The sequence below is a fragment of the Butyrivibrio sp. WCE2006 genome, from assembly GCF_000701985.1.
In the GTDB taxonomy this organism is placed as follows: domain Bacteria; phylum Bacillota; class Clostridia; order Lachnospirales; family Lachnospiraceae; genus Butyrivibrio.
In genome coordinates this window covers 1-24,347 of the sequence record NZ_JNKH01000048.1, presented here as the reverse complement: position 1 = coordinate 24,347, position 24,347 = coordinate 1, and the positions used below count along the sequence as shown (strand labels likewise).

The window sequence follows — 24,347 nt, the reverse complement described above, 5'->3', positions numbered from 1 at the left end:
CGTGGAATTTACTCCTACAAGGTGGAATTTACTCTTACAAAGTGGAATTAACTATTACAAGTCACCTTCTTAATTAAAAATGGTATGAGATATAAAATTTATTCCATTAATTCTTTGATTTAGGGATAGTTATCCACAAAAAAGTATGACTTTTATCGTGAAAACTTTCCTTTTTCATCAAGATTCTTACATATCAGGATAATTAACATACCCCTGCATCCAGATGTTTCCCTTAAATCTTCTGCCGGGAAGAGGTTCTCCCAGCAAATCTTTTTTATTTATACAAAGATCAAAAATAAGTTCATTACAATTAATTGTCATCATTTCGAGATTTTGTCCTGTCAGTTTATTTGTAACTTCATGACATTCCAAAATTTCTCCCATCACCGAGTATTGATCACATTCAACTCCAAACGGCATAAAATAATTATCAATTATTGTATAAATATCTGTTGTCTTTATGTGCTTTGTTATGGCACTGTATGTATCCATTTCTTCAATTGAAAGAGATTCCATTGCTGATTCATCACCTTTACGTGCCTTGTACATCAGTTTTTCTCTTTCTCTTATTCGCTTTTTTTCATACTTCTTATCACTATCAGTTTTTGCTATAGGCATAACTATTGTGCCTTTAAGAGAAAGTGCTGATAAAGTAAGGGTTGTGCCTTTGATTGGGAATCTGTTTTCATTTTGAATTTTTATATAAGGCACCATGTTCTGAAGATAGAAAATAATTGTTACTCCTACTCTCAGATCATCACATACACCTGCATATGATTCCTTGGATGAGTGTCTTGAAACAGTTATATCTTCTTCAGTAGTTATTCTTGTTCCTTTGATATATGGATAATAGTAATCATATAGGAATTTGTCCTGCTCATTGAATTCGCCGCAAACACAAATTCCTATTCCATCAGCGAAATCCTTGCAGAATTCTCCAATTAGTTTTTCTCCATCTTTCGTAACATAGGATCTTGAGTCAGCTTGTTGAACTGTCATAGCTATTAACTGTTGAATATCTTCTCTGCTTTTAAAATTTTCAAAGCCTATGGCTCTTAAATAATTATGCAAGGATTTCACCTCCTTTCTATTTAATAAATTAAATCATGTATTTATTTTACTGGTATAAGTTTTTCTTTTCCGCCCATGTAAGGTCTTAATGCTACAGGAACATTTACTGAACCGTCTTCATTAAGATTGTTCTCTAAAAATGCGATAAGCATACGAGGCGGTGCTACTACAGTATTATTTAATGTGTGAGCAAGATAATTTCCGTCTTTACTCTTAATTCTGATCTTAAGTCTTCTTGCCTGAGCATCACCTAAGTTAGAGCAGCTTCCAACTTCAAAGTATTTCTTCTGTCTAGGTGACCATGCTTCTACGTCACAGGACTTGCACTTAAGATCTGCAAGGTCTCCTGAGCAACATTCCAATGTACGAACCGGAATATCAAGCGATCTAAATAAATCAACTGTGTTCTGCCAAAGCTTGTCATACCACATCTTTGATTCTTCAGGCTTGCATACAACAATCATTTCCTGTTTTTCAAACTGATGGATTCTATAAACTCCACGTTCTTCAATTCCGTGGGCACCTTTTTCTTTTCTGAAGCAAGGTGAATAACTTGTAAGTGTCTGCGGTAATTCTTCTTCTAAAATCTGCTGATCTTTAAATTTACCAATCATTGAATGCTCACTTGTTCCGATAAGATACAAGTCTTCACCTTCAATCTTGTACATCATGGCTTCCATCTCAGGGAAACTCATAACACCTTCAACAACATTTCCATGAATCATAAAAGGAGGAACACAATATGTAAATCCTCTGTCAATCATGAAATCTCTAGCATAAGAAATAACAGCTGAATGAAGTCTTGCTATATCTCCCATGAGATAATAGAAACCATTTCCTGCAACTCTTCTTGCAGCATCAAAATCAATACCGTTAAATCTTTCCATTATATCTGTATGATAAGGTATTTCAAAATCAGGAACAAACGGATCTCCAAATTTCTCAATTTCTACATTTTCAGAGTCATCCTTACCAATCGGTACACTCTCATCTATGATCTGAGGAATAACCATCATTATCTTCATTACTTTTTCATCGACAACTTTCTGATTTTCCTCAAGTTCTTCCAGTCTCTTTGCATTGGCAGCTACTTCTGCTTTTTTAGCCTCAGCTTCTTCTTTTTTACCCTGTGCCATTAATGCACCGATTTCTTTGGATATCTTATTTTTGTGAGCTCTTAAATTATCTGCTTCCTGCTGATTTTTTCTGCGCTCATCATCAAGCTCGATTACTTCATCTACTAACGGAAGTTTTTCATCCTGAAATTTCTTCTTTATATTTTCCTTTACAAGTTCAGGATTTTCTCTTAAAAATCTAATGTCTATCATTTTTTATTCCCCTTTAAATAATATATTTTAATTTTGATAATCAATTGCTTCATTTAATGCCATCTGCTCTTCATCTCCAAGTTCAAGCTTACATTTTCCATGTCTTATTTCTTTGGAGTATGAATAGCATCCATCTGAACTGTGAACGGAATTCAATAAGAATCCATTATTATCTTCATCAAGAAGTGCTATTGAATAACTTAATTGTCCACCCATCTGATTAAATGCGTCATACTTTACTATCCCAACTTTTTGAAAGCATGTTGCTAATCTGTCATATAAATCATCTATATCTTTTTGATTCTTTTCTGTTGTTGCTTTAATAATCTTATTATCTTCAAAAAGAGCTACTATTTCATCTTCAAGGGAAGCTGCTTCTCTTCCCTTCATGAATCTTGATATCTGCTCTTTTATTTTATTTACCTTATTCCCCTGAATAAATATTAAAATAAACTGGATTATTATAATTACAAGTAATGCAATAAGTATAAAGGCAATATCAATATTTAATCCAAGTTGTTCAAATAAGTTACTGTTCATACCATATCACCCCTATTTAAATAATCTTTCTGTTATTTTTTCAAGATCATCTGTACTATAGAATTCTATTTCAATTTTCCCTATTCCATCTCCCTTAGTAGATATTGAAACTTTAGTACCTGTGGCTTGTGTACATTTATCTTCCAGTTCTCTATATACTGATTCAACGCTTGGATTCAAATTTGTTTTCTTTTTATTATTCTGTTTAGGAGTTTTACCTAAATTTTTAACAAGCTTTTCAGTATCACGAACACTCATTTTCTGGTCAAATATCTGCTCGGCAATTTGTATCTGCTTTTCTTTATCTTCGATAGAAATAATTGCTCTTGCATGTCCTGTCGAAAGCTTTCCATCAATAACCATCTGGCGAACTTCCTCACAGAGTTTGAGAAGTCTTAATGAGTTTGTAATTGCTACACGACTTTTTGAAACTTTTTCAGCGACAACATCCTGGGTATAACCGAAATCATCAATAAGTTTTTTAAATGCTAATGCTTCATCTATAGGATTCAAATCATCTCTTTGAATATTGTCTATAAGAGCATACTCTGCAATTTCCTGATCAGAGAGATTCTTAATAATTACAGGTACTTCTTTAAGTCCGGCTTTTTTAGCTGCTCTCCATCTTCTTTCACCACCGATAATTTCATAGTGGTCTCCTCTGTCCTGTACAATCAGAGGGTTAATAATACCATATTGTTTAATTGAATCAGATAACTCTAACAATTTATCTTCATCGAATATTTTTCTTGGCTGATCTCTATTTGGCTCAACCTTTGTAATATTTACTGTAACAATCTGTCCATCTTCATGATTGCTATTATCACTCTTTTTAGTAGAAGAAGCAGGTGCAGGTGCTATCAAAGCATCCAAACCTTTCCCCAATCCTCTTTTAACATTTTTAGTTGCCATTCATTTCCTCTTTCCTTTTTTATTAAATATATGTTATTAAAATTTTTTTGTTTCACGTGATACCATTTATACCATATATTCAATAGTTTTATTTAGAATTTTCTACCTATAACTTCATCTGCCAATAATCTATATGCCTCAGCTCCTGATGACTTAGTATCATATAAATTAATAGGAAGACCATAACTGGGAGCTTCAGCTAATCTGATATTTCTTGGAATAATGGTTTTATATACATTTTCAGAAATATGGTCTTTAACATTTTCTACTACTTGCATGGAAAGATTAGTTCTGGAATCGTACATTGTGAAAATAACACCTTCCATCTCAAGATCTTCATTTAATCTTTCTTTCACAAGATTTACCGTGTGTACCAATTGACTTAATCCTTCCAATGCATAATACTCACATTGAATCGGAACTAATACTGTATTTGCAGTAGTCATAGCATTAATAGTCAACATACTTAATGAAGGAGGACAATCTATGATAATAAAATCATAATTCTTTCTAATCTTTTCAATTGCCTTTTTTAGTATAAATTCTTTTTCTTCCATGTCAATCAATTCAATTTCTACTGCAGCTAAGTTGACATTGGAAGGTATAATATCTACCCCATCTACGACATCTTTGTAAAGTGCATCATTTACTTTGCACTCTCCAATCAGTAATTCATATATAGTATTTTCTAATTGATTTTTATTTAATCCAAATCCGCTGGTAGTATTTCCTTGAGGATCTGTATCTATAACTAATACTTTTTTTCCTTTCTCTGCTAATGTTGCAGACAGATTGATTGATGTAGTAGTTTTACCGACTCCACCCTTTTGGTTAGCTATTGCAATTGCTCGTCCCATTATTTTTTTCTCTCCCTCTTAATTTTTAACCTTGTAATTATATCATAATTTTTCTCTTTGCGTTTAAGATGTGACAATTCTAAAGACAAAGAATTATATAAAAATCTTCTTTTTAAAAGTATTTACTAAATTATATCTATTTTTTGCACAATAATACTTCTATTAATGTTTCACGATTTGAAATAACTATATATTGGGTTTATATGTTTCACGTGAAACAATTTATTGTAAAATTTTTATTTTAAATTGTAATGTTTCACGTGAAACTTTTATACTACAGACAACTATCCTTTATAATGGATTTTTCTGAGGTGTTCCAGCTTTACGCGGATACTTTGAAGATGTTTCCTGAACCTTATCTATAATACAAATTGTTCTTTTAATATCTGAGTTAGGTAATACAAATTCTTCAACAAGTTTAATTTTTCCACCTAAAAGAAAAATAGCATTTTTAGCTTCTTTTACTTCTTCTATTCCTTTATCACCTTTATAAGCAATAAAGCATCCACCTTTTTTTACATAAGGTAAATCATACTCACATAAGGTTGAAAATCTTGCTACTGCTCTTGAAACTGCTACATCAAATTTTTCGCGAAGTACACCATTTTTTGAATCAGCAAAATCTTCTGCTCTTCCATGAACAGTCTTAATAGAACCTTCTTTATTTAATGAAAGCTCATCAATAACTTTGTTTAAAAATGTAATTCTCTTTTGTAATGAATCTAATAGGGTTACATTTAATTCCGGATAAAAAATTTTTAAAACTATTCCTGGAAATCCAGCACCTGTTCCTATATCAATTACCGACAATGATTTATTTTGAAAATCAAAAAACTGGCAGGATGAAACTGAATCCACAAAATGTAATTTACATACATCTTCAAATTCAGTAATCGCTGTAAGATTTATTTTTTCATTCCACTCCAATAAAAGCTTATAGTATTTCTCTAACTGATCAATTTGCTCATCGGTTATTGAAATATTGTATTCTTCCAAATCTCTTACAAGATTATCAAAGTTATTATTCAAAATAAGTACTCCTTAAAAATACAAGATGTAGTGTTTCACGTGAAACATATAATATAATTAGTGGTTATTATTTCTGTTATAATTTTCAAGGTAAACAAGTAAAACTGAAATATCAGCCGGATTAACTCCACTTATACGAGAAGCCTGTCCAACATTTTTCGGCTTAAACTTTTTAAGATTTGCTCTGGCTTCGAGTCTCAAACTTATTACATCATCGTAATCTATATTAGAAGGAATTTTCTTATTTTCCATCTTTCTGAATTTATCAACCTGACGTTGCTGTCTTTCGATATATCCTTCATATTTAATATTTATCTCAACCTGCTCTATAACATCATTCGGTAATGAAGGTCTGTCTTTATCAAGTTCTTTGATATTTTCATAATTTAATTCAGGTCTGCAAATAAGTTCAGCAAGTGAGACTGCTGTTTTTAATTTTGGAGAATTAAGTTTTTCCATAAATTCCTGGACATTAGAAGAAGCACCTACTTTTATACTTTTCAATCTGTCCATTTCATTTTTAATCTGCTCTTCCTTCTTAATCAAAGCTGAATATTTTTCTTCTGAGATAAGACCTACTTCATATCCTTTTTTTCTCAGACGAATATCTGCATTATCTTGTCTAAGTAAAAGTCTATACTCAGCTCTTGATGTCATCATTCTATATGGTTCCAAATTATCCTTTGTAACAATGTCATCTACAAGAACTCCAATATATCCTTCAGATCTGTCAATTGATAAGTATGGCTTATTTAAAATTTGCATTGATGCATTTATACCTGCATACAATCCCTGTGCTGCAGCTTCTTCATAACCACTACTTCCATTAAACTGACCTGCACTGAAAAGTCCATGGATATTTTTTATTTCCAATGTGGGTGCAAGCTGACCTGAACATAAACAATCATATTCAATTGCATATGCATTTTTTACTATCACACAGTTTTCAAGTCCGGGAACAGATCTATACATTTTAAGCTGAACATCCTCAGGCATTGAAGAGGACATTCCGTCTACATACATCTCATTTGTATAAGTTCCTTCGGGTTCAATAAATACCTGGTGTCTGATCTTATCCGGGAATTTTACTACCTTATCTTCTATTGAAGGACAATATCTGGGACCTATTCCTTCAATCACTCCAGAATAAATAGGTGATCTGTGTATGTTTTCTCGGATTATTTCATGTGTTTTTTCGTTTGTATATGTCAGATAACAATTATACTGCTCTTTCTGAATATCATCAGGATTTGTATCAAAAGAAAAAGGAATAACCGGGGTATCACCAGTCTGTATTTCCATTTTCGAATAATCAATTGTACTACCATCCATTCTTGCAGGTGTTCCGGTTTTAAATCTTCTTAATTCAACTCCTGCTTTTATCAAAGAATCAGAAAGTAAATTAGAAGGCTGTAACCCATTAGGACCAGTGTAAGAAATAGATTCACCACATAAACATCTACTCTTTAAATAAGTTCCGGTACATAATATTACTGCCTTTGATTCATAAACTAATCCTGTTACAGTCTTAACACCTCTTACTGTTTTTGAGTATCCTGATTCCAATAATTCCTTATCTTCATTCTGATCAAGTTCATCAAACAATATTTCTTCAATCTCAGATTGCTTTATCATAAGATTTTTCTGAGACTGAAGTATCTTTTTCATAGATTTGGAATATTCAAGTTTATCAGCCTGAGCTCGAAGTGAATGAATCGCAGGACCTTTAGATTTATTAAGCATTTTAGATTGAAGATATGTTTTATCAATATTTTTTCCCATCTCTCCACCTAAAGCATCTATTTCTCTAACAAGATGTCCTTTTGATGAACCACCAATATGCGGATTACAAGGCATAAAGGCAATATTATCTACACTAAGTGTAAACACAATAGTTTTAAGACCAAGTCTTGCTGCAGCAAGTCCGGCCTCACAACCAGCATGTCCACCGCCAATTACTATCACATCAACTCTATCAGCTATCATTTATACTCTCCAAAAATTTTATTTTCCCATACAGAATTTTGAGAAAATCTCTTCAATTAAATCTTCATCAACTTCTTTACCAATTATCTCACCTAAAAATGCATAAGCGTTCATCAGATCAATTGTGTAAAAATCTTCAGACATACAAGCATCAACACTTAGCTTAACTTTATTCAAACTTTCAAGTGCGTTTATCAAAGCTTCTTTTTGTCTGATATTTGTAACATATATCTCTTCTTTAGGAATAATATCTCCACTAAAGAACATATCTGTTATTATTTTCTTTAATTCATCAATTCCGGTTTCATCAACCATTGATGTTTTTATTACCGGAATATTTTTCCCGTAAATATTATGAATGTCATTTTCTAAAACATTTATGCTTTCTGTTCTATCATTCTTATTAAGCAGAATTATCGCATGCTTATCTCTAATAAGATCTTTTATCCTATTTTCATTAGAAAAAGCTTTGTCTGTAGAATCTATAATATATAAAATCAAATCAGCATTATTTGCAGATTTAAGAGCAAGATCTACTCCGATTTTTTCAATCTTATCTTCTGTATCTCTTATTCCTGCAGTATCCATTACCTTTAAAATAATATCGCCTAATCTGATATTCTCTTCAATAATATCTCTTGTCGTTCCTTCTATATCTGTAACAATTGCCTTTTCCTCTCCGGCAAGTTTGTTAAGTAAGGAAGACTTTCCTGCATTTGGTTTTCCAATTATGGCTGTTCTGATTCCGTCTTTTCTAATTATGCCTTCGTCTGAAGACTCAATTAATTTTTCAAGACTTTTAATCCATTTACTGTTCTGAGTACTAAGTCTGGTATCATAATCAGTCAGATCATAATTTTCAGGATCATCAATAGCAGATTCTATATATGCCATTTCATATAAAATTTCTTTTCTTAAATCTTCTATTTTATTAAATAGTTTTCCACTTAGTTGCAGCTCAGAATTTTTCATAGAAAAATCGTTCTTTGCATGAATTAAATCCATTACTGCTTCGGCTCTTGTTAAATCGATTCTTCCATTTAAAAAAGCTCTCTTTGTAAATTCACCGGGTTCAGCAATTCTGCATCCATTTCTGATCAGTAGATTTAAAATGGATTCCATAATTAATCTGCCACCATGAGAATTTATTTCCACAACATCTTCTTTTGTGTAACTTCTGGGTGCCTTCATTATGGAAATCATAATTTCATCTACTTTTGTCTCATTTTCATCAACTATAAATCCATAATTAATGGTATGACTCTCATATTTTTTCAGGGAATGATTTCCTTTTGCATCTATATAAATCTTGTCAGTAATATTTATGGCATTATCACCACTTATTCTTATTATTCCGATCCCGGCGTCTATCATTGCCGTTGCTATTGCGCAAATTGTATCATCCTTAAAAAACATATTTTTATTCCTTTAAAAAAATAGTAATAAAAGCTGCCAATTGAAATTAATGTAAAATCAATGGCAGCTCTTAATTTGATCATTATTTCTTAAGAGTTACTACAACCCTTCTGAAAGGCTCTTCACCTTCACTGTGAGTTGTAACATACTTGTCAGTTTGAAGTGCTGAGTGAATAATTCTTCTTTCATAAGGATTCATAGGTTCAAGTGAAACAGCTTGTCTGTTCTTACGAACCTTATAAGCAATATTCTTTGCAAGATTTTCAAGAGTTGCTTTTCTTCTATCCCTATAATTCTCAGTATCAACCTTCACATGAATGTAATCTTCACTATCTCTGTTAACTACAAGTGAAATAAGATATTGCAGTGAGTCAAGAGTCTGACCTCTCTTACCAATAAGAACACCCATCTCATCACCTGCAAGATCAATCTCAAGAATTTTATCTGTCTGATTATATTTAGCCTTGACATCAACTTTCATGTTCATGGTACTAAATACATTAGCTAAGAATTCATTAGCTTTGTTTATGAAATCATGCTCATAAACATAAGATATCTCCTTAGCTTCACTTTCTTTAGCAGATGATACTTTCTCAGTATTATCCTGAGGTTTATCATTAACAACTTCAGGTTTTTTTGATTCCTCTTTTTTGACTTCTTCTTTTGCTTTGAAATCATTTTTATTATCATTTGAAGATTTCAGAACATCATTTTTGGAATCAGCTTCTTTTACTCTTGCTCTGATCACAGCAGGCTTAACATTTAATCCAAGAAAGCCTGTTGAACCGGTAGAAACAACTTCATAATCAAGATTATCACTTGTAACCATGAGCTGAGCACATGCCTCTGTAATGCATTCTTCTACAGTTTTTTTAGAAATCTCAATATATTCCATTTTTATATCCCCTAATCAGTTATTCCTGTTATCAAATTCTTTTACCATATTTGCTCTGGCAAGGAGACTATTCTTATTTACCTTTCCAGATGAGTAAATATCATTTGCTTTTTTCAGACCAGCTTCCTTCTCTTTTTCAGAACGAGTAGAAGTAACTGTATTCATTGTTCTTGTATTCAGATTAGCATATCTGTTCATCTGAGGTGTTGACTTCATTTCCTCAAGCTTTTTATTATACTTCTCTGTGTTTTTCTCAATCTCAGCATCTATATCCATGCTATCAATATGCTTATTGATAAGAATCTGCTGGATAGTACGAACAACTGCACCAATAATCCAATAAATACCAAGACCTGCAGGAAATGTGAATGTAAAGAATAATGACATAAGAGGCATCATCATATTCATGGTCTTCATAGAATTAGCCATCTGAGCTGCCTGGTCATTAGGATCATTTGAAGTTGCAGGCTGAGGCATAAGCTTTAAACTTATCCACTGAGTTAAGAATGAAAGTGCAGGAATGATCAGTGCACCAATAAACAACGCAAATGATTTATTACTAAATGCAGTTTGGATCATATATGAAGGTGAATCACCTATATTAAGTCCAAGGAAGCTATTATATCTGTTAAGTAAATCATGAGTGTTGGTTATTGAAGAAGCAAGACTTCCAAATTTTTCTGTAAGTGCATTCCAATCAGCAGTTGATGATTTATACAAAACATCAATGAATGTATTCTCAATATAAGAAGTATCACCTGAAGTAAAAGCTTCATTGCTAAACTGTTTTGCGTACTGTGAAGCACTTGAAAGTGTCTGTATGAAATCAGATGCACCGGCTGTCTCTCTGAGCTGACTTACTAAAGGATAAAATGATTCCTTTATCTGACTAACATATGCAGGCATAGAATAAATTACTCTATACAAGGCAATCATAATAGGAAACTGTATTAAAAGCTGAAGACAGCTTCCTGTCTGTGAAACACCATACTTAGCATAAAGAGCCTTTATCTCTTCCTGCTGGGCAAGCATTGAATCATTATCTTTTTTACCTTTGTACTTTGCCTGAATAGCCTGAAGTTCAGGATTCATCCTACTCTGAAGCTTTGAAAACTTCTGCTGCTTATAAGTAAGCGGCATAAGAAAAAGATACATAATGATTGTAAATAAAATAATAGCAAGACCGGTACTTGGTACACCAATCTTATTAAGGAATATAAAAATCCAATTCATGATGTGACCAAGAAGCCACGCAATCGGACCTACTATTTTCCCCTGATATTGTGTAAGTGTAACAATATTCAAAACTAATCCTCCAATACTTACGGTACAGGATCATAACCACCGCTTGAAAAAGGATTACATCTCAAAATCCTCCAAGCTGCCAGTAAACTTCCTTTTAAGGCACCGTATTTTTCTATTGCTTCCAATCCGTATTGTGAACATGTTGGTATATACGGACATTTTGTTCTTTTTAAAGGAGAAACATACCTTTGATATATTTTAATTAGATATATCAATACTCTCTTCATATTTCACCTCATCATTTTTCCTTAGATGAGACTTACCGGCCAGATATAAGAATGACTTTTCTATATCGAAATATGTTGCATCCTTAGCACGGCTTCTGGCCACGACTACTATATCTAAACCACTATTAAATATATTTTCATGTAGCCGGTAAACTTCTCTAACTAGTCTTGCAAACCTGTGCCTTACAATACTGTTACCTACTTTTTTACTTGCTGATATTCCAAGTCTGTTTATAGAACTATCATTTTTTCTGACATAAACAACAATATTTTTATCTGCGTAGCTTTTACCAGTTTTATAAACAAGATGAAAATCAGAAGTTTTCTTTAAACTCTCTGTTTTTTGCATATAAATAATCCTTACGGAGTGTTTTTATCATAATAAGAAATCTGAACAGAATTCCTACAAGATAAGAAAATACGCGAATATGCATCTATGCACATTCGCGTAATAAGACCACAACATAATGTGGTCCCTATTATGCAGATATTTTCTTTCTACCCTTAAGTCTTCTGGCAGCAAGTACCTTTCTGCCTCCCTTAGTTGCCATTCTTGCTCTAAAGCCGTGAACACGAGCTCTCTGAAGCTTATGCGGCTGATAAGTTCTCTTCATAGTCGAAATACACCTCCTTCTTAAATCTATTTAGCAAAATAATTTAATTGTCTGAATCAGAAAAAATCGATGTTATTATAATAAAATTAAGCATTTCCGTCAAGTTATAAAAAAAAATGTGGATAACTTACTAAATTTTTTTAAAAAATGTTTATCAACATATGGTGTGAGAAAAAGTTATCCACATCTAAATGTTGATTTTGTGGATAAACTGTTATTATCTGTAAACTTGCAAATCTTATCCACAAATTGTGGATTAATTGTGGAAAACATTTTGAATAAAAAGGGATAACTTTTCACAATTCCAGTATTCATGCGGCTTTCCGACGGTGATTATCTTTATACTATTTTTCCACTTTTCCACTCACACCCCAAAAAATGTTGAAAATAAAAATATTTTCAAAAAAGTTATCCACAATTTCCTACAATTTGATATTTAGTTATCCATAATATAAAATGAATCTTAAATTCAATATGGGAGACTTTTATGGAAAAGGAAACAGATATTACTAAAAAGCTTGCAGAAAACTTTGACAATCTTAAAGACGAAATACGCAGAGAACTTGGGATGACTGCTATTTCTTTTGAAACATGGATCAATCCTCTATCATTCTATAAATATGAAAATGGAACTGTTATTATTTTGATTCCATTTGATGACAATAACTTCCTTAATTATATAGAACGGAAATATCAAATGTTCTTCAAGGTTACTTTGTCAGAGTTTCTAAATAAGAATATTGAGGTCGAATTCTTATTAGAAAAAGATGCACATATTAATAATGAAGAAACTCTTACAAATAACGATGACGGATCTAAGAATAATCAGAATAATTATGAATTTTCCAATCTAAATCCTAAGTATGTGTTTGATACTTACGTAGTAGGTGGAAATAACAGATTCGCATATAACGCTTCTTTAGCTGTGGCAGAATCACCTGGTGAAGCATATAATCCTCTGTTTCTTTATGGAGGACCCGGACTTGGTAAGACTCACCTGATGCATGCTATAGGTCACTTTATTATAGAAAATAATCCTAATTTTAAAGTACTGTACGTAACATCTGAGCAATTCACCAATGAAGTTATCGAATCAATCAGAAGTGGTAAAGCCGAAGCCATGAGCAGACTCAGAGACAAATATCGTACTGTTGATGTACTTATGGTCGATGATGTTCAGTTTATTATAGGTAAGGAAAGTACTCAGGAAGAATTTTTCCACACATTCAATGTTCTTCATCAGTCAGGTAAACAGATTATTATTTCATCTGATAAACCGCCTAAGGAAATGGAAACCCTTGAAGAAAGATTCAGATCAAGATTTGAGATGGGTCTTATATCAGATATCCAGGCTCCTGATTATGAAACAAGAATGGCAATTCTTAAGAAAAACGCTGAAAGTTATTCCAAGCACATTGATGATGAGATTTTCGAATATATTGCTACTAATATTAAGTCAAATATCCGTGAGCTTGAGGGTGCGTACAATAAGATAATCGCATTCTCCCGTCTTAATAAAGTAGAAATAACTTTGGATAATGCAAAAGAAGCTCTTAAGGATATTATTTATCCGGACGCTTCGAAAGTAATAACAATACCTCTTATCATTACAACAGTCTGTGAGCAGTATGGTGTCAGACAGGAAGATGTTGCTTCTAAAAAAAGAAACAAAGAAATCGTTCTTCCACGACAGATTGTTATGTATCTTGCAAGAGAACTTACTGATGCTCCACTCGAGGAAATAGGTAAATCTCTTGGCAAAAAGGATCATACAACAGTAATGAGCGGTATTAGCAAAATTAAAGATCTTCTTGAAATTGATGATGAGCTAAAAAGAAACATAGATATTATTAATAAGAAGCTAAACCCTTTGGCTTAACAATAAATGTAAAGCTGCAATGAACCTCGCAGGATTTACTTACATGACTTGCAATAAGCTTGTGATATATCTTGCCAGTTGCTCTGATTAAATAAAAGTGGATAAGTCAGTTTATAAATACTTTATAAATTGTTTATGAACTGTGAATTGGAGTGGAAAAGTTTTATATAGGCTGAAATCGCAAAATTTGCCCTGTGGGCTAGAATAAACTTTTCTACATTAAATTTTTATTTATCAACTATTAAAAATTTGTAAATAAGCCAGATAAATTGTATAATAAATACGGATTTCCACAAATCTACATCTATTATTACTAAATACTACTAAGTATTATTAATTTATATATACATGGAGTTTGTGTGTTCCACTACATATCGATTGGAGGGAGTTCTTTCATTCATGAAATTTGTTTGTTCAAAATCAAAGCTTATTACCGGACTGCAGATAGTTTCAAAAGCTGTACCGAATAAGACAACAATGTCAATATTAGAATGCATCCTCATAGATGCTACTGAAGGAGTCATCAAGTTTATTGCCAATGACATGGAACTTGGAATTCAGACAGAGGTTGATGGCAATATCTTAGAAAGAGGCTATATCGCTATTGATGCAAAAATCTTTTTTGATATAATCAGAAAGTTACCTGACAGCGATGTAACTATAGATTCCGATTCCAGCGGTAAAGTTACTATTATCTGTGAAAAGGCTAAGTTTAGTATTGTTGGACGTAATGCAGATGACTTTACATATCTGCCAAGTATTGAGAGAATCGATGGAATATCTGTATCACAATACACTTTGAAGAATATAATCCAACAGACCATCTTCTCCATTGCAGAAAATGATGCAAATAAGATGATGAGTGGTGAGCTTTTTGAGATTAATCAGGATACTTTAAAGCTCGTATCACTTGATGGACATCGTATATCCATCAGAAAAGTTAAATTACAGAACTCTTATGCTCCTAAGAAGGTTGTTGTACCGGGAAAAACTTTATCTGATATAAGTAAGATAATCGGTGACAGCACAGAAAACAAAGTAGATATTTTCTTTACAGATAAACATATTTTATTCGAATTTGATAAAACTATAGTTGTTTCCAGACTTCTTGAAGGCGAATATTTTAACATTGATCAGATGCTTTCAAGTGATTATGAAACAAAAATGACCATCTCCAGAAAAGAAATGCTCGATTGTATAGACAGAGCTACTCTTCTCGTCAAAGAAGGCGATAAGAAACCAGTAATCATTTCAATAAATGATGAGAAAATGGAATTAAAGATAAACTCAACCATAGGAAGTATGGATGAGGAAATTGATATAGAAAAACAGGGTAAAGATCTTATTATTGGTTTTAACCCTAAGTTTTTGATAGATGCACTTCGTGTTATTGAAGATGAGAATATAGATATTTATATGGTTAATCCTAAGGCACCCTGCTTTATAAGGGACAAGGATTCAACTTATATTTATCTTGTTCTTCCTATAAACTTTACAACAGTGAGCTAAAATAATGGAAAAAATATCAGTAAATTTAAGAGAAGGCGACGAATTTATTAAATTGGGTCAGGCTATGAAAAAAGCAGGACTTGAGGAATCCGGAGTCGATGCCAAAGTAGATATTCAAGAGGGACTCGTGAAAGTAAACGGGGAAGTTGAGACCAGAAGGGGCCGTAAGCTCTATAGTGGGGATATGTTTGAATATGAAGGCATTCAGGTACAAATAACGAAATGATAATTAAGTCATTAGAACTTGCAGATTTTAGAAATTATAAAAACTTAAGAATAGAATTCAGCAGTGGAACCAACATTCTATATGGTGACAATGCCCAGGGAAAGACTAATATCCTTGAGGCTATTTATCTTGCTGCTACAACCAAGTCCCACAAAGGTAGTAAGGATAAAGAGATTATTTCCTTTGGTAAAGAAGAGGGACATATCAGAACAATCATCGAAAGAGATGGTGCTGAATATCGTGTAGATATGCACCTGAGAAAAAGTAAATCCAAAGGAATTGCAATTGATGGTCAAAAAATAAGAAAAGCATCTGACCTTGTAGGCAGATGCAATGTTGTATTTTTTTCTCCAGAGGATCTTAGTATTATTAAAGATGGTCCGGCGGAAAGGCGAAGATTCATGGATATGGAGCTTTGTCAGCTGGATCAAATTTATTTAGAGAATCTTGCAAAATATAATAAGCTGATAACTGAGAGAAACAAGGTTCTTAAGGATATGTTTGAACATCCTGAAAACAGTGTTCTTCTTGATGTTCAGGATAAACAGCTTTTGGAATATGGATCGGTTATTATAAAGTCCCGTGATAAATTCATTAAGGATTTATGTGAAATAATAGATCCGATTCATACTAAACTTACCGGTGACAGAGAAAAATTAAGAATCTACTACGAACCAAATGTTACAGTAGAAGAATATGAGGACAAGCTTAAAAGTTCCAGACAAAAAGATATATATCTTAAACAGACAACAATAGGTCCTCATAAGGATGACTTTTCATTTAATGTGCGTACTGAAAATGTACCTGAAGAAATAGATATCAGAAAATACGGATCTCAGGGTCAGCAAAGGACAGCCTCGTTATCATTGAAGTTGTCAGAAATTGAGATTGTAAAAAGATCCAAAAAAGAAAATCCTGTACTATTACTCGATGATGTACTATCGGAATTAGACAGTAACAGACAAAATTATTTGCTAAATACGATTGGAAATATTCAAACAATAATTACGTGTACAGGTCTCGATGAATTTGTTAATAATCGTTTTGAAATAAACAAAATATTCAGAGTTGTAAACGGAAGTATACCTGAAGAATAGAGGAAAAAAATGAGTAAGGTTGAAAATAATTACGGTGCAGACCAAATACAGATTCTTGAAGGACTCGAAGCAGTTCGTAAAAGACCCGGAATGTATATAGGAACTACTGCAGCAAGAGGACTTCATCATCTTGTTTATGAAATTGTAGATAATTCAGTAGATGAGGCACTTGCCGGATTTTGTGATCATATTGAAGTTAATATCAATGCAGATAATACTATAACTGTTATGGATAATGGTAGAGGAATACCTGTTGATGTTAACCATAAATCAGGTCTTACAGGTGTAGAAGTAGTATTTACAATACTTCATGCCGGTGGGAAATTCGGCGGTGGAGGATATAAGGTATCAGGTGGACTTCATGGTGTAGGTGCATCAGTAGTAAATGCACTTTCAGAATGGCTTGAAGTTCAGGTTGTACGTGAAGGCAAAATTTATCAGCAGCGCTACGAGAGAGGTAAGGTATGTTATCCATTAAAGGAAATGGGAACAACAGAAGTAGTTACCTCCGGTACTAAGGTAAGCTTTAAGCCTGATGCTCAGATTTTTAAAGAGACAACTGTTTTTGACTATAACATCCTAAAGCAGCGTCTTAGAGAGATGGCTTTTCTTACAAAGGGACTTAAAATTACTTTAAGAGATTATCGTGTTCAGGAAGGCGAGGACATAATAGAACAGACCTTCCATTATGAGGGCGGAATCAAGGAATTTGTTCAATACCTTAACAAGAGCAAGACAGTCCTTTATGATCAGATAATGTATTTTGAGGGAAACAAGAACAATGTTCAGGTTGAAGTTTCTCTTCAGCATAATGATTCGTTTAATGAAAGTACTTATACTTTTGTAAACAATATAAATACTCCTGAAGGTGGAACTCACCTTGAGGGATTTAAAGCTGCGCTTACAAAGACATTCAATGATTATGCCAGAGAAAAGAAAATGCTCAAGGATAATGAGGATAATCTTACCGGCGATGATATCAGAGAGGGACTTACATCTATCATCAGTGTTAAGATAGAGGATCCTCAGTTTGAAGGACAGACTAAGCAGAAGCTTGGAAACAGTGAAGCAAGAGGTGCTGTAAACAGTGTTGTTTCTGAACAGCTCACATATTTCCTTGAACAGAATCCTCAGGTTGCCAAGGTTATTCTGGAGAAGGCTATTCTTGCACAGCATGCAAGGGATGCTGCTAGAAAAGCAAGGGATCTGACAAGAAGAAAATCTGCACTGGATGGTCTTGGACTTCCCGGTAAGCTTGCAGACTGTTCAGATAAAGATCCGAAGAATTGCGAGATATTTATAGTTGAGGGTGATTCAGCCGGTGGTTCAGCTAAGACTGCAAGATCACGTGCAACTCAGGCTATTCTTCCACTTCGAGGAAAAATACTGAATGTTGAAAAGGCAAGAATAGATAAGATATACGGAAATGCAGAGATTAAAGCTATGATCACTGCTTTCGGAACAGGTATTCATGATGATTTTGATATTGAAAAGCTTAGATACAATAAGATAATCATTATGACTGATGCCGATGTAGATGGTGCGCACATTGCTACTTTGATGCTCACATTTTTATACAGATTTATGCCTGAATTAATAAAAACAGGTCATGTTTATCTGGCTCAGCCTCCGCTCTATAAGCTGGAGAAAAATAAAAAAATATGGTATGCGTACAGCGATGAAGAATTAAATAAAATTCTAAATGATGTTGGACGTGATCAGAATAATAAGATTCAGCGTTATAAGGGTCTTGGAGAGATGGATCCCGAACAGCTTTGGGAAACTACAATGGATCCTGACAGACGAGTACTTCTCAGGGTTAACATTGATGAAGAGGCTGAATCTGACATAGATGTTACATTTACAACACTTATGGGTGATAAAGTTGAACCCAGGCGTGAATTTATTGAGAAAAATGCTAAATTTGTAAAAAATCTGGATATATAATACTAACCTTTTCTATCAAGATAAGGTGTCAGTGTAACTGACAGATGAGGATATAAAATGGCTGATAACAATAACAACAACAATAATAGTGGAGAAGATTTAGCTGATGATATTTTTGATCAGGTAACAACTGACAGAATTAAGGAAGTTGATCTTCAAAAAACCATGGAGGCAGATTACATCGATTATGCCATGAGTGTTATCGCATCTCGTGCATTACCCGATGTCAGAGATGGACTTAAACCGGTTCAGAGAAGAATTCTTTACTCTATGATCGAACTTAATAATGGGCCCGATAAGCCACATCGTAAATGTGCCCGTATCGTTGGTGATACAATGGGTAAATTCCATCCCCATGGTGATAGTTCTATTTATGGTGCATTGGTTAACATGGCACAGCCATGGTCAATGAGATATTGTCTGGTTGACGGACATGGAAATTTTGGTTCAGTTGATGGTGACGGTGCAGCTGCAATGCGATACACAGAGGCCAGACTTACCAAGATTTCAATGGAAATGACGGCTGACATAAATAAGGACACAGTTGATTTTTCACCAAACTTTGATGAGACAGAAAAAGAGCCTACTGTTCTTCCTGCAAGATTCCCCAATCTTCTTGTTAACGGTACAACAGGTATTGCTGTTGGTATGGCAACCAATATACCTCCTCACAATCTGAGAGAGGTTATTTCTGCTGTTGTCAAAATGATCGATAACAAAGTAAACGAAGATAGAGAAACAGACATTGAAGAACTTCTTCCCATAGTTAAGGCGCCTGATTTTCCTACGGGAGGTATCATTCTTGGTACCAGAGGAGCTGAAGAAGCATACAGAACAGGTAGAGGAAAAGTTGTAGTACGTGCTGTTACAGATATAGAGACAATGCCTAATGGCAAGAGCAGGATCATCGTAACAGAACTCCCCTATCTTGTTAATAAAGCAAATCTTATTTCAAAGATAGCTGAATATGTTAAATTGAAAAAGCTTGATGGAATCACTGCCCTTCGCGACGAATCTGACCGTGAAGGTATGAGAATAGTTATCGAATTAAGGCATGATGTCAACGCGAATGTAATGCTGAATCGTCTGTTTAAACATACACAGCTTCAGGATTCCTTTGGAATAATAATGCTTTCACTTGTCAATAATGAGCCTAAAGTTCTTGGACTTGTTGACATGCTTCATCATTACATAGTCCACCAGGAAGATGTTGTAACAAGAAGAACGCAGTATGATCTTAATAAGGCTGAAGAAAGAAACCACATCGTTGAAGGCTTACTTATAGCTCTTGATAACATTGATGAAGTTATTAGTATTATTCGTGGTAGTGCGACTGTTCAAATAGCTAAAGAACAGTTGATGGAACGCTTCGGTTTATCAGATGCGCAGGCGCAGGCTATCGTAGATATGCGTCTCCGTACTCTCACCGGTTTGGAGAGAGATAAGCTTGAGCAGGAGCATGCTGAACTCTTAAAGAGAATTGATGAATTAAAGCTCATTTTATCTGATAAAAAGGTACTTCTTGGAGTAATCAAGAAGGAAATTACTGAGATATCCGATAAGTATGGTGATGACCGTAAAACTCAGATCGGACATGACGATTCTGATATCAACATCGAGGACATGATTCCTAATGTTAATACTGTAATTGCGATGACAAACGTTGGATATATTAAGCGTATGTCTATAGACAATTTCAGAGCACAGAACCGTGGCGGTAAAGGAATAAAGGGTATTTCCACCATAGAGAATGATTATGTGGAAGATCTTCTTATGACAACGACCCATAATTATATTATGTTCTTTACAAACAAGGGACGTGCATACAGATTAAAAGCATATCAGATTCCTGAAGCTTCAAGAACATCAAGAGGAACTGCCATTGTAAATCTGCTGCAGCTTTCTCCGGATGAAAAGATTACTGCTACAATTCCGATTAAGGAGTACACAGAAGAAAAGAATCTCTTTATGGTCACAAGAAAAGGTACTGTAAAGAAAACTCCTATAATGGAATTTGCCAATGTCAGAAAGAATGGTCTTACTGCTATCAATCTTGATGAAGATGATGAACTGATAGAAGTTAAGACTACAAAAGCTGAATCTGAGATTTTCCTTGTAACAAAGAATGGAATGTGTATCAGATTCAAGGAAACTGATGTAAGACCTACCGGAAGATCATCTATGGGTGTAAGAGGAATTATGCTCGGAGATCAGGATGAAGTTGTAGGAATGCAGCTTAATTCTCAGGGCGATTCTCTTCTCATCGTTTCTGAAAAAGGATTTGGAAAGAGAACAAATCTTGAGGAATTCCATATTCAGTTAAGAGGTGGTAAGGGAGTTAAATGCTATAAAATAACTGAGAAGACCGGAAATGTTATAGGAATCAAGGCAGTTAAGGATGAACATGAAATCATGATGATAACTGACAGTGGAATCCTTATTCAGCTCAGGATGGAAGAAATAACCATTCATGGAAGAGTTACCTCAGGTGTTAAGATGATAAACCTTGATAAGGGTGTAAGTGTCGTAGCAATTGCGAAGGTACGTGAAAAAATTTCTAACGGCGATGAGGAATTTGAGAACATAGAGGATGCTATGGTTGAAATTTCCGAAGATGAAGGCGTAGAGATTTCAGAAGACTTCGATGATTCTTTTGAAGAATTTGATGAAGAAACAGATAACACAGAAAATGAAGAGTAAATCTTATGAGAGTAGGGCTTTTAATAACCGAATTTAAATATAAAAAAGTATGTGATTTGTGTTTTGGAGCTGATATAGCTGCCAGAGATCTAGGGGTTGAACTTGTTATTTTTCCGGGAAAAGGCATTATAACCGATAAGAATTTTAACAAGGATAATCCCTATGAGTATCAACATCAGGCTGTTTATGACTATATTTATGAAGCCGGATTTGATGGCCTGATAGTAGATATTGAGAGAATCGGAAAAAATGCTCAGATACTTAAAAAGCAGTCTTTTTTAAGACAATTCGGAAAAAAGCCTATTCTTACTCTTACTGAAGTTGACGGTTATGAAAAAGTAGAATTTGATAAATCCAATACGGACTTTGAAATTGGCTTTTTATCGATTGAACAGATACTAAAGAAAATAACCGGAAACACTGTAAAATCCAGAAGACAGATTCTTAAAGATTATTCTGCAGATGATGCAATTAGTACAATAAATAGAATAGCTTCTCTTTCAGACTTTTCTTCTAAATGCAATTATGTGAAGGATAATTATGATTATATAAATAAAAAAATCATTGAATCCGGCTTTCAGAATTTAGAAATATTCTTATTGGAAAATCCTCAGGTATGCTCCTTAAAAAAAGGATGGAAGGTACCTAAACACAGTAAGAGAATAATAACAATTCATGATGGAAATGCTGAAAAGATAGACAATATCAAATATATGGACACAAAAAATATATTCGATATGTCAGAAATCAAAGGAACAAAAATCATTAGAAACGTATTTCGTTGTGAAGAACAATATGGTTTTTTCATTATGGGATTTGATGAAAACATCAGAATCGGTAACTTTGATGATCTGTTAGTCAGCATTGTTTTAAGTGCTATAAGAATATATTTCTTAAAGAAATGTCTTGTAGACACTGAAGAGGAATTATTACAATGTCAGGAAGAGATAGCCAGAGATGGTTCTGTTCTTGATCATATCGGAGATGAGGATTATTTAACAAAACTTCCTAATAGGCGAGGATTTTTTGCTAAAGCTTATGATTTATTAAAATCAAGCTTTAAAGAAGGAACCTATGCCGTAGTTGCATATATTGACATGGATTCACTAAAAAATATCAATGCCATTCACGGGCATGATGAGGGCGATCATGCAGTAAAGAGAGTTGCTGAGATATTGAAAGAAGTCTTTAGTGAAAGCAGTGTATGTGGAAGAATAAGAGGTGATGAATTCGCGGTAATAGAGGTTACCGATGAAGAATATAAGGCAGAAGAACTTAGAATAGAGATGGCAAGACAGAATAATAAGCTTTTAATGGAGAATACAAAGTATTTAAACCATCTCATCTATTCAATATGTGAATTTGATTATGAAAAGAGTCTGTCATTAAGAGAAATGCTCAAAGAAACTGATGATAATCTTAAAAATATGAGAAGAATGGAGACAATCGGTTAATCCTGTTTAACTCAGAAACCCGGCTTTTTTATAAATGTGTTTAGGGTATTTTAAGAATTTATACAGTTGTTAAATCTAATGAAAAAAGTTAAAATGTGCATAACAAATATCATTAGCATTTAATTACTTTGAGGAAAAAGAATGGGAATTGATGCAAACGGACTGGATCCGGAACAACAGGCCTTACTTGCAAGTATAATGGGTAAATCATCACAGCAGGGCGCGGGGAATTTTCATATGCCAACGCCTGCGGCGGGAGCACCATCAGCACCAGCTGCTCCTCCTGATCCGGCTGATAGTGGTAAAATGCTTAGTCAGTCTGAGATTGATGCTCTTATTGCTTCAATGGCAAAATAATAAAACAGATTTGGGGATTTTATGTCTGACAAAATTACTATAAATGTCGGTGATTTCAATAATGATACTAAAAAACTTGTTTCATGGAATGTAAATGGACTTAGAGCCTGTGTATCGAAGGGGGAATTTCAGAAGTTTATGGAAACTGAAGCCCCTTACATTATTGGACTTCAGGAAACAAAGCTTCAGGAAGGGCAAATCAATCTCGATATTCCAGGGTATTATCAATATTGGAATTATGCTGAAAAGAAGGGATATTCCGGTACAGCTTTATTTACCAGAGAAGAACCAATAAATGTAACATATGGTATCGGGATAGAGGAACATGATAAGGAAGGACGCGTTATAACGGCGGAATTTCCGGATTTTTATTTTATTACAGTATATGTTCCTAATGCAAAAGATGATCTTTCAAGACTTGAATACAGATGTGTCTGGGAGGATGATTTTCTGAAGTATATTAAGAATCTTGAAAAGTCCAAGCCTGTAATTTATTGCGGTGATTTAAACGTAGCTCATAAAGAAATCGATTTGAAAAATCCGAAACCAAATCGTGGGCATGCCGGATTTACCGATGAAGAAAGAGAAAAATTTGATAATGTTATAAATGCAGATATGATAGATACATTCAGATTTTTCTATCCTGATCTTGAGGGGGCTTACTCCTGGTGGTCATACAGATTTCAAGCCAGAGCAAAGAATGCCGGATGGCGTATAGATTATTTTGTTACTTCCAAATCATTGAAAAGTAATCTCAAGGATGCAATTATCTATAAGGATCAAATGGGATCCGATCATTGTCCTGTAGGACTTATAATCAAATAATAAAACCTCACATATCGCTTATAAAAGCTGTGATATGTGAGGCTTTTTATGTAGTAGTATTTAGCAGATATTTCTATTGTAAGCGCTTTTTGTACCCCCGTTCATAACCAACCAGACCACCGGAGTGGCTTTAAAAAATAAAGCCTTCCCGGTGGCCTTTTGAAATTTCGAGA

At 33.8% G+C, this 24,347-nt stretch carries 22 protein-coding genes; 9 read left to right on the top strand and 13 right to left on the bottom strand.

What is annotated here, in order from left to right:
• Positions 1–186 precede the first annotated feature (186 nt).
• The 13 genes from T501_RS17525 to rpmH form a co-directional block, all read right to left on the bottom strand.
• The gene (locus tag T501_RS17525; RefSeq protein WP_242845565.1) at positions 187–1,080 is read right to left on the bottom strand and encodes a DUF3881 family protein; all 894 of its coding nucleotides are present in this window, start codon (positions 1,078–1,080) and stop codon (positions 187–189) included.
• A gap of 32 nt (positions 1,081–1,112) precedes the next feature.
• Complete coding sequence (gene serS / locus T501_RS17520) at positions 1,113–2,399, bottom strand: serine--tRNA ligase (protein ID WP_044916577.1); 1,287 nt, start codon at positions 2,397–2,399, stop codon at positions 1,113–1,115.
• Between the two features lie 27 nt (positions 2,400–2,426).
• Positions 2,427–2,939 (bottom strand): DUF4446 family protein, encoded by a 513-nt coding sequence (locus T501_RS17515; RefSeq protein WP_044916576.1) that lies wholly within the window; start codon positions 2,937–2,939, stop codon positions 2,427–2,429.
• 12 nt (positions 2,940–2,951) lie between these two features.
• On the bottom strand, positions 2,952–3,851 hold the full coding sequence (locus T501_RS17510; RefSeq protein WP_026509001.1) for a ParB/RepB/Spo0J family partition protein: 900 nt from the start codon (positions 3,849–3,851) through the stop codon (positions 2,952–2,954).
• A 92-nt stretch (positions 3,852–3,943) separates the two neighbouring features.
• Positions 3,944–4,708: a ParA family protein gene (locus T501_RS17505; protein WP_026509002.1), complete on the bottom strand. Its 765-nt coding sequence runs from the start codon at positions 4,706–4,708 to the stop codon at positions 3,944–3,946.
• A 291-nt stretch (positions 4,709–4,999) separates the two neighbouring features.
• Positions 5,000–5,737: a 16S rRNA (guanine(527)-N(7))-methyltransferase RsmG gene (rsmG, locus tag T501_RS17500; protein WP_044916573.1), complete on the bottom strand. Its 738-nt coding sequence runs from the start codon at positions 5,735–5,737 to the stop codon at positions 5,000–5,002.
• A 57-nt stretch (positions 5,738–5,794) separates the two neighbouring features.
• Complete coding sequence (gene mnmG, locus T501_RS17495) at positions 5,795–7,723, bottom strand: tRNA uridine-5-carboxymethylaminomethyl(34) synthesis enzyme MnmG (RefSeq protein ID WP_044916571.1); 1,929 nt, start codon at positions 7,721–7,723, stop codon at positions 5,795–5,797.
• 18 nt (positions 7,724–7,741) lie between these two features.
• The gene (gene mnmE / locus T501_RS17490) at positions 7,742–9,139 is read right to left on the bottom strand and encodes a tRNA uridine-5-carboxymethylaminomethyl(34) synthesis GTPase MnmE (RefSeq protein WP_044916569.1); all 1,398 of its coding nucleotides are present in this window, start codon (positions 9,137–9,139) and stop codon (positions 7,742–7,744) included.
• A gap of 82 nt (positions 9,140–9,221) precedes the next feature.
• Entirely contained in the window at positions 9,222–10,034 is an 813-nt protein-coding gene (gene jag / locus T501_RS17485) for an RNA-binding cell elongation regulator Jag/EloR (RefSeq protein ID WP_026509006.1), read from the bottom strand.
• 15 nt (positions 10,035–10,049) lie between these two features.
• Entirely contained in the window at positions 10,050–11,339 is a 1,290-nt protein-coding gene (locus T501_RS17480; protein WP_044916568.1) for a YidC/Oxa1 family membrane protein insertase, read from the bottom strand.
• A 17-nt stretch (positions 11,340–11,356) separates the two neighbouring features.
• Positions 11,357–11,566: a membrane protein insertion efficiency factor YidD gene (yidD, locus tag T501_RS21045; RefSeq protein WP_081843230.1), complete on the bottom strand. Its 210-nt coding sequence runs from the start codon at positions 11,564–11,566 to the stop codon at positions 11,357–11,359.
• Positions 11,538–11,915 carry a ribonuclease P protein component gene (gene rnpA / locus T501_RS17475; RefSeq protein WP_044916567.1) on the bottom strand — a complete coding sequence of 126 codons (378 nt, stop codon included), beginning with the start codon at positions 11,913–11,915 and terminating at the stop codon, positions 11,538–11,540. Before rnpA ends, yidD begins: the two co-directional genes overlap by 29 nt.
• Positions 11,916–12,045: 130 nt before the next feature.
• Entirely contained in the window at positions 12,046–12,180 is a 135-nt protein-coding gene (gene rpmH / locus T501_RS17470) for a 50S ribosomal protein L34 (protein ID WP_022761795.1), read from the bottom strand.
• Positions 12,181–12,667: 487 nt separating this feature from the next.
• Here rpmH and dnaA point away from each other — a divergent pair, with 487 nt between their 5' ends.
• From dnaA to T501_RS17425, 9 genes are all read left to right on the top strand, one after another.
• A complete protein-coding gene (gene dnaA / locus T501_RS17465; protein ID WP_026509008.1) occupies positions 12,668–14,059 on the top strand; it encodes a chromosomal replication initiator protein DnaA in 1,392 nt (463 codons plus the stop codon).
• Positions 14,060–14,458: 399 nt separating this feature from the next.
• Complete coding sequence (gene dnaN / locus T501_RS17460) at positions 14,459–15,568, top strand: DNA polymerase III subunit beta (RefSeq protein WP_026509009.1); 1,110 nt, start codon at positions 14,459–14,461, stop codon at positions 15,566–15,568.
• A 4-nt stretch (positions 15,569–15,572) separates the two neighbouring features.
• Entirely contained in the window at positions 15,573–15,794 is a 222-nt protein-coding gene (locus T501_RS17455) for an RNA-binding S4 domain-containing protein (protein ID WP_026509010.1), read from the top strand.
• On the top strand, positions 15,791–16,891 hold the full coding sequence (recF, locus tag T501_RS17450) for a DNA replication/repair protein RecF (RefSeq protein WP_026509011.1): 1,101 nt from the start codon (positions 15,791–15,793) through the stop codon (positions 16,889–16,891). The genes T501_RS17455 and recF overlap by 4 nt, the downstream gene beginning before the upstream one ends.
• A 9-nt stretch (positions 16,892–16,900) precedes the next feature.
• Entirely contained in the window at positions 16,901–18,838 is a 1,938-nt protein-coding gene (gyrB, locus tag T501_RS17445; RefSeq protein ID WP_026509012.1) for a DNA topoisomerase (ATP-hydrolyzing) subunit B, read from the top strand.
• A 57-nt stretch (positions 18,839–18,895) separates the two neighbouring features.
• Positions 18,896–21,538, top strand: coding sequence for a DNA gyrase subunit A (gene gyrA, locus T501_RS17440; RefSeq protein ID WP_044916566.1), 2,643 nt, complete (start codon positions 18,896–18,898; stop codon positions 21,536–21,538).
• Between the two features lie 5 nt (positions 21,539–21,543).
• Positions 21,544–22,992: a GGDEF domain-containing protein gene (locus T501_RS17435; protein ID WP_044916565.1), complete on the top strand. Its 1,449-nt coding sequence runs from the start codon at positions 21,544–21,546 to the stop codon at positions 22,990–22,992.
• A gap of 141 nt (positions 22,993–23,133) precedes the next feature.
• Positions 23,134–23,349, top strand: a complete 216-nt coding sequence (locus T501_RS17430; RefSeq protein WP_044916564.1) for a hypothetical protein — start codon at positions 23,134–23,136, stop codon at positions 23,347–23,349.
• Between the two features lie 21 nt (positions 23,350–23,370).
• Positions 23,371–24,174, top strand: coding sequence for an exodeoxyribonuclease III (locus T501_RS17425; RefSeq protein WP_044916563.1), 804 nt, complete (start codon positions 23,371–23,373; stop codon positions 24,172–24,174).
• Positions 24,175–24,347: the final 173 nt, after the last annotated feature.

Bases quoted from the DNA above. Each gene is read 5' to 3' on its own strand.
- serS (WP_044916577.1), bottom strand. From the start codon at position 2,399: ATGATAGACATTAGATTTTTAAGAGAAAATCCTGAACTTGTAAAGGAA.
- T501_RS17515 (WP_044916576.1), bottom strand. From the start codon at position 2,939: ATGAACAGTAACTTATTTGAACAACTTGGATTAAATATTGATATTGCC.
- T501_RS17510 (WP_026509001.1), bottom strand. From the start codon at position 3,851: ATGGCAACTAAAAATGTTAAAAGAGGATTGGGGAAAGGTTTGGATGCT.
- T501_RS17505 (WP_026509002.1), bottom strand. From the start codon at position 4,708: ATGGGACGAGCAATTGCAATAGCTAACCAAAAGGGTGGAGTCGGTAAA.
- mnmG (WP_044916571.1), bottom strand. From the start codon at position 7,723: ATGATAGCTGATAGAGTTGATGTGATAGTAATTGGCGGTGGACATGCT.
- mnmE (WP_044916569.1), bottom strand. From the start codon at position 9,139: ATGTTTTTTAAGGATGATACAATTTGCGCAATAGCAACGGCAATGATA.
- jag (WP_026509006.1), bottom strand. From the start codon at position 10,034: ATGGAATATATTGAGATTTCTAAAAAAACTGTAGAAGAATGCATTACA.
- yidD (WP_081843230.1), bottom strand. From the start codon at position 11,566: ATGAAGAGAGTATTGATATATCTAATTAAAATATATCAAAGGTATGTT.
- rnpA (WP_044916567.1), bottom strand. From the start codon at position 11,915: ATGCAAAAAACAGAGAGTTTAAAGAAAACTTCTGATTTTCATCTTGTT.
- rpmH (WP_022761795.1), bottom strand. From the start codon at position 12,180: ATGAAGAGAACTTATCAGCCGCATAAGCTTCAGAGAGCTCGTGTTCAC.
- dnaA (WP_026509008.1), top strand. From the start codon at position 12,668: ATGGAAAAGGAAACAGATATTACTAAAAAGCTTGCAGAAAACTTTGAC.
- dnaN (WP_026509009.1), top strand. From the start codon at position 14,459: ATGAAATTTGTTTGTTCAAAATCAAAGCTTATTACCGGACTGCAGATA.
- T501_RS17455 (WP_026509010.1), top strand. From the start codon at position 15,573: ATGGAAAAAATATCAGTAAATTTAAGAGAAGGCGACGAATTTATTAAA.
- recF (WP_026509011.1), top strand. From the start codon at position 15,791: ATGATAATTAAGTCATTAGAACTTGCAGATTTTAGAAATTATAAAAAC.
- gyrB (WP_026509012.1), top strand. From the start codon at position 16,901: ATGAGTAAGGTTGAAAATAATTACGGTGCAGACCAAATACAGATTCTT.
- gyrA (WP_044916566.1), top strand. From the start codon at position 18,896: ATGGCTGATAACAATAACAACAACAATAATAGTGGAGAAGATTTAGCT.
- T501_RS17435 (WP_044916565.1), top strand. From the start codon at position 21,544: ATGAGAGTAGGGCTTTTAATAACCGAATTTAAATATAAAAAAGTATGT.
- T501_RS17430 (WP_044916564.1), top strand. From the start codon at position 23,134: ATGGGAATTGATGCAAACGGACTGGATCCGGAACAACAGGCCTTACTT.
- T501_RS17425 (WP_044916563.1), top strand. From the start codon at position 23,371: ATGTCTGACAAAATTACTATAAATGTCGGTGATTTCAATAATGATACT.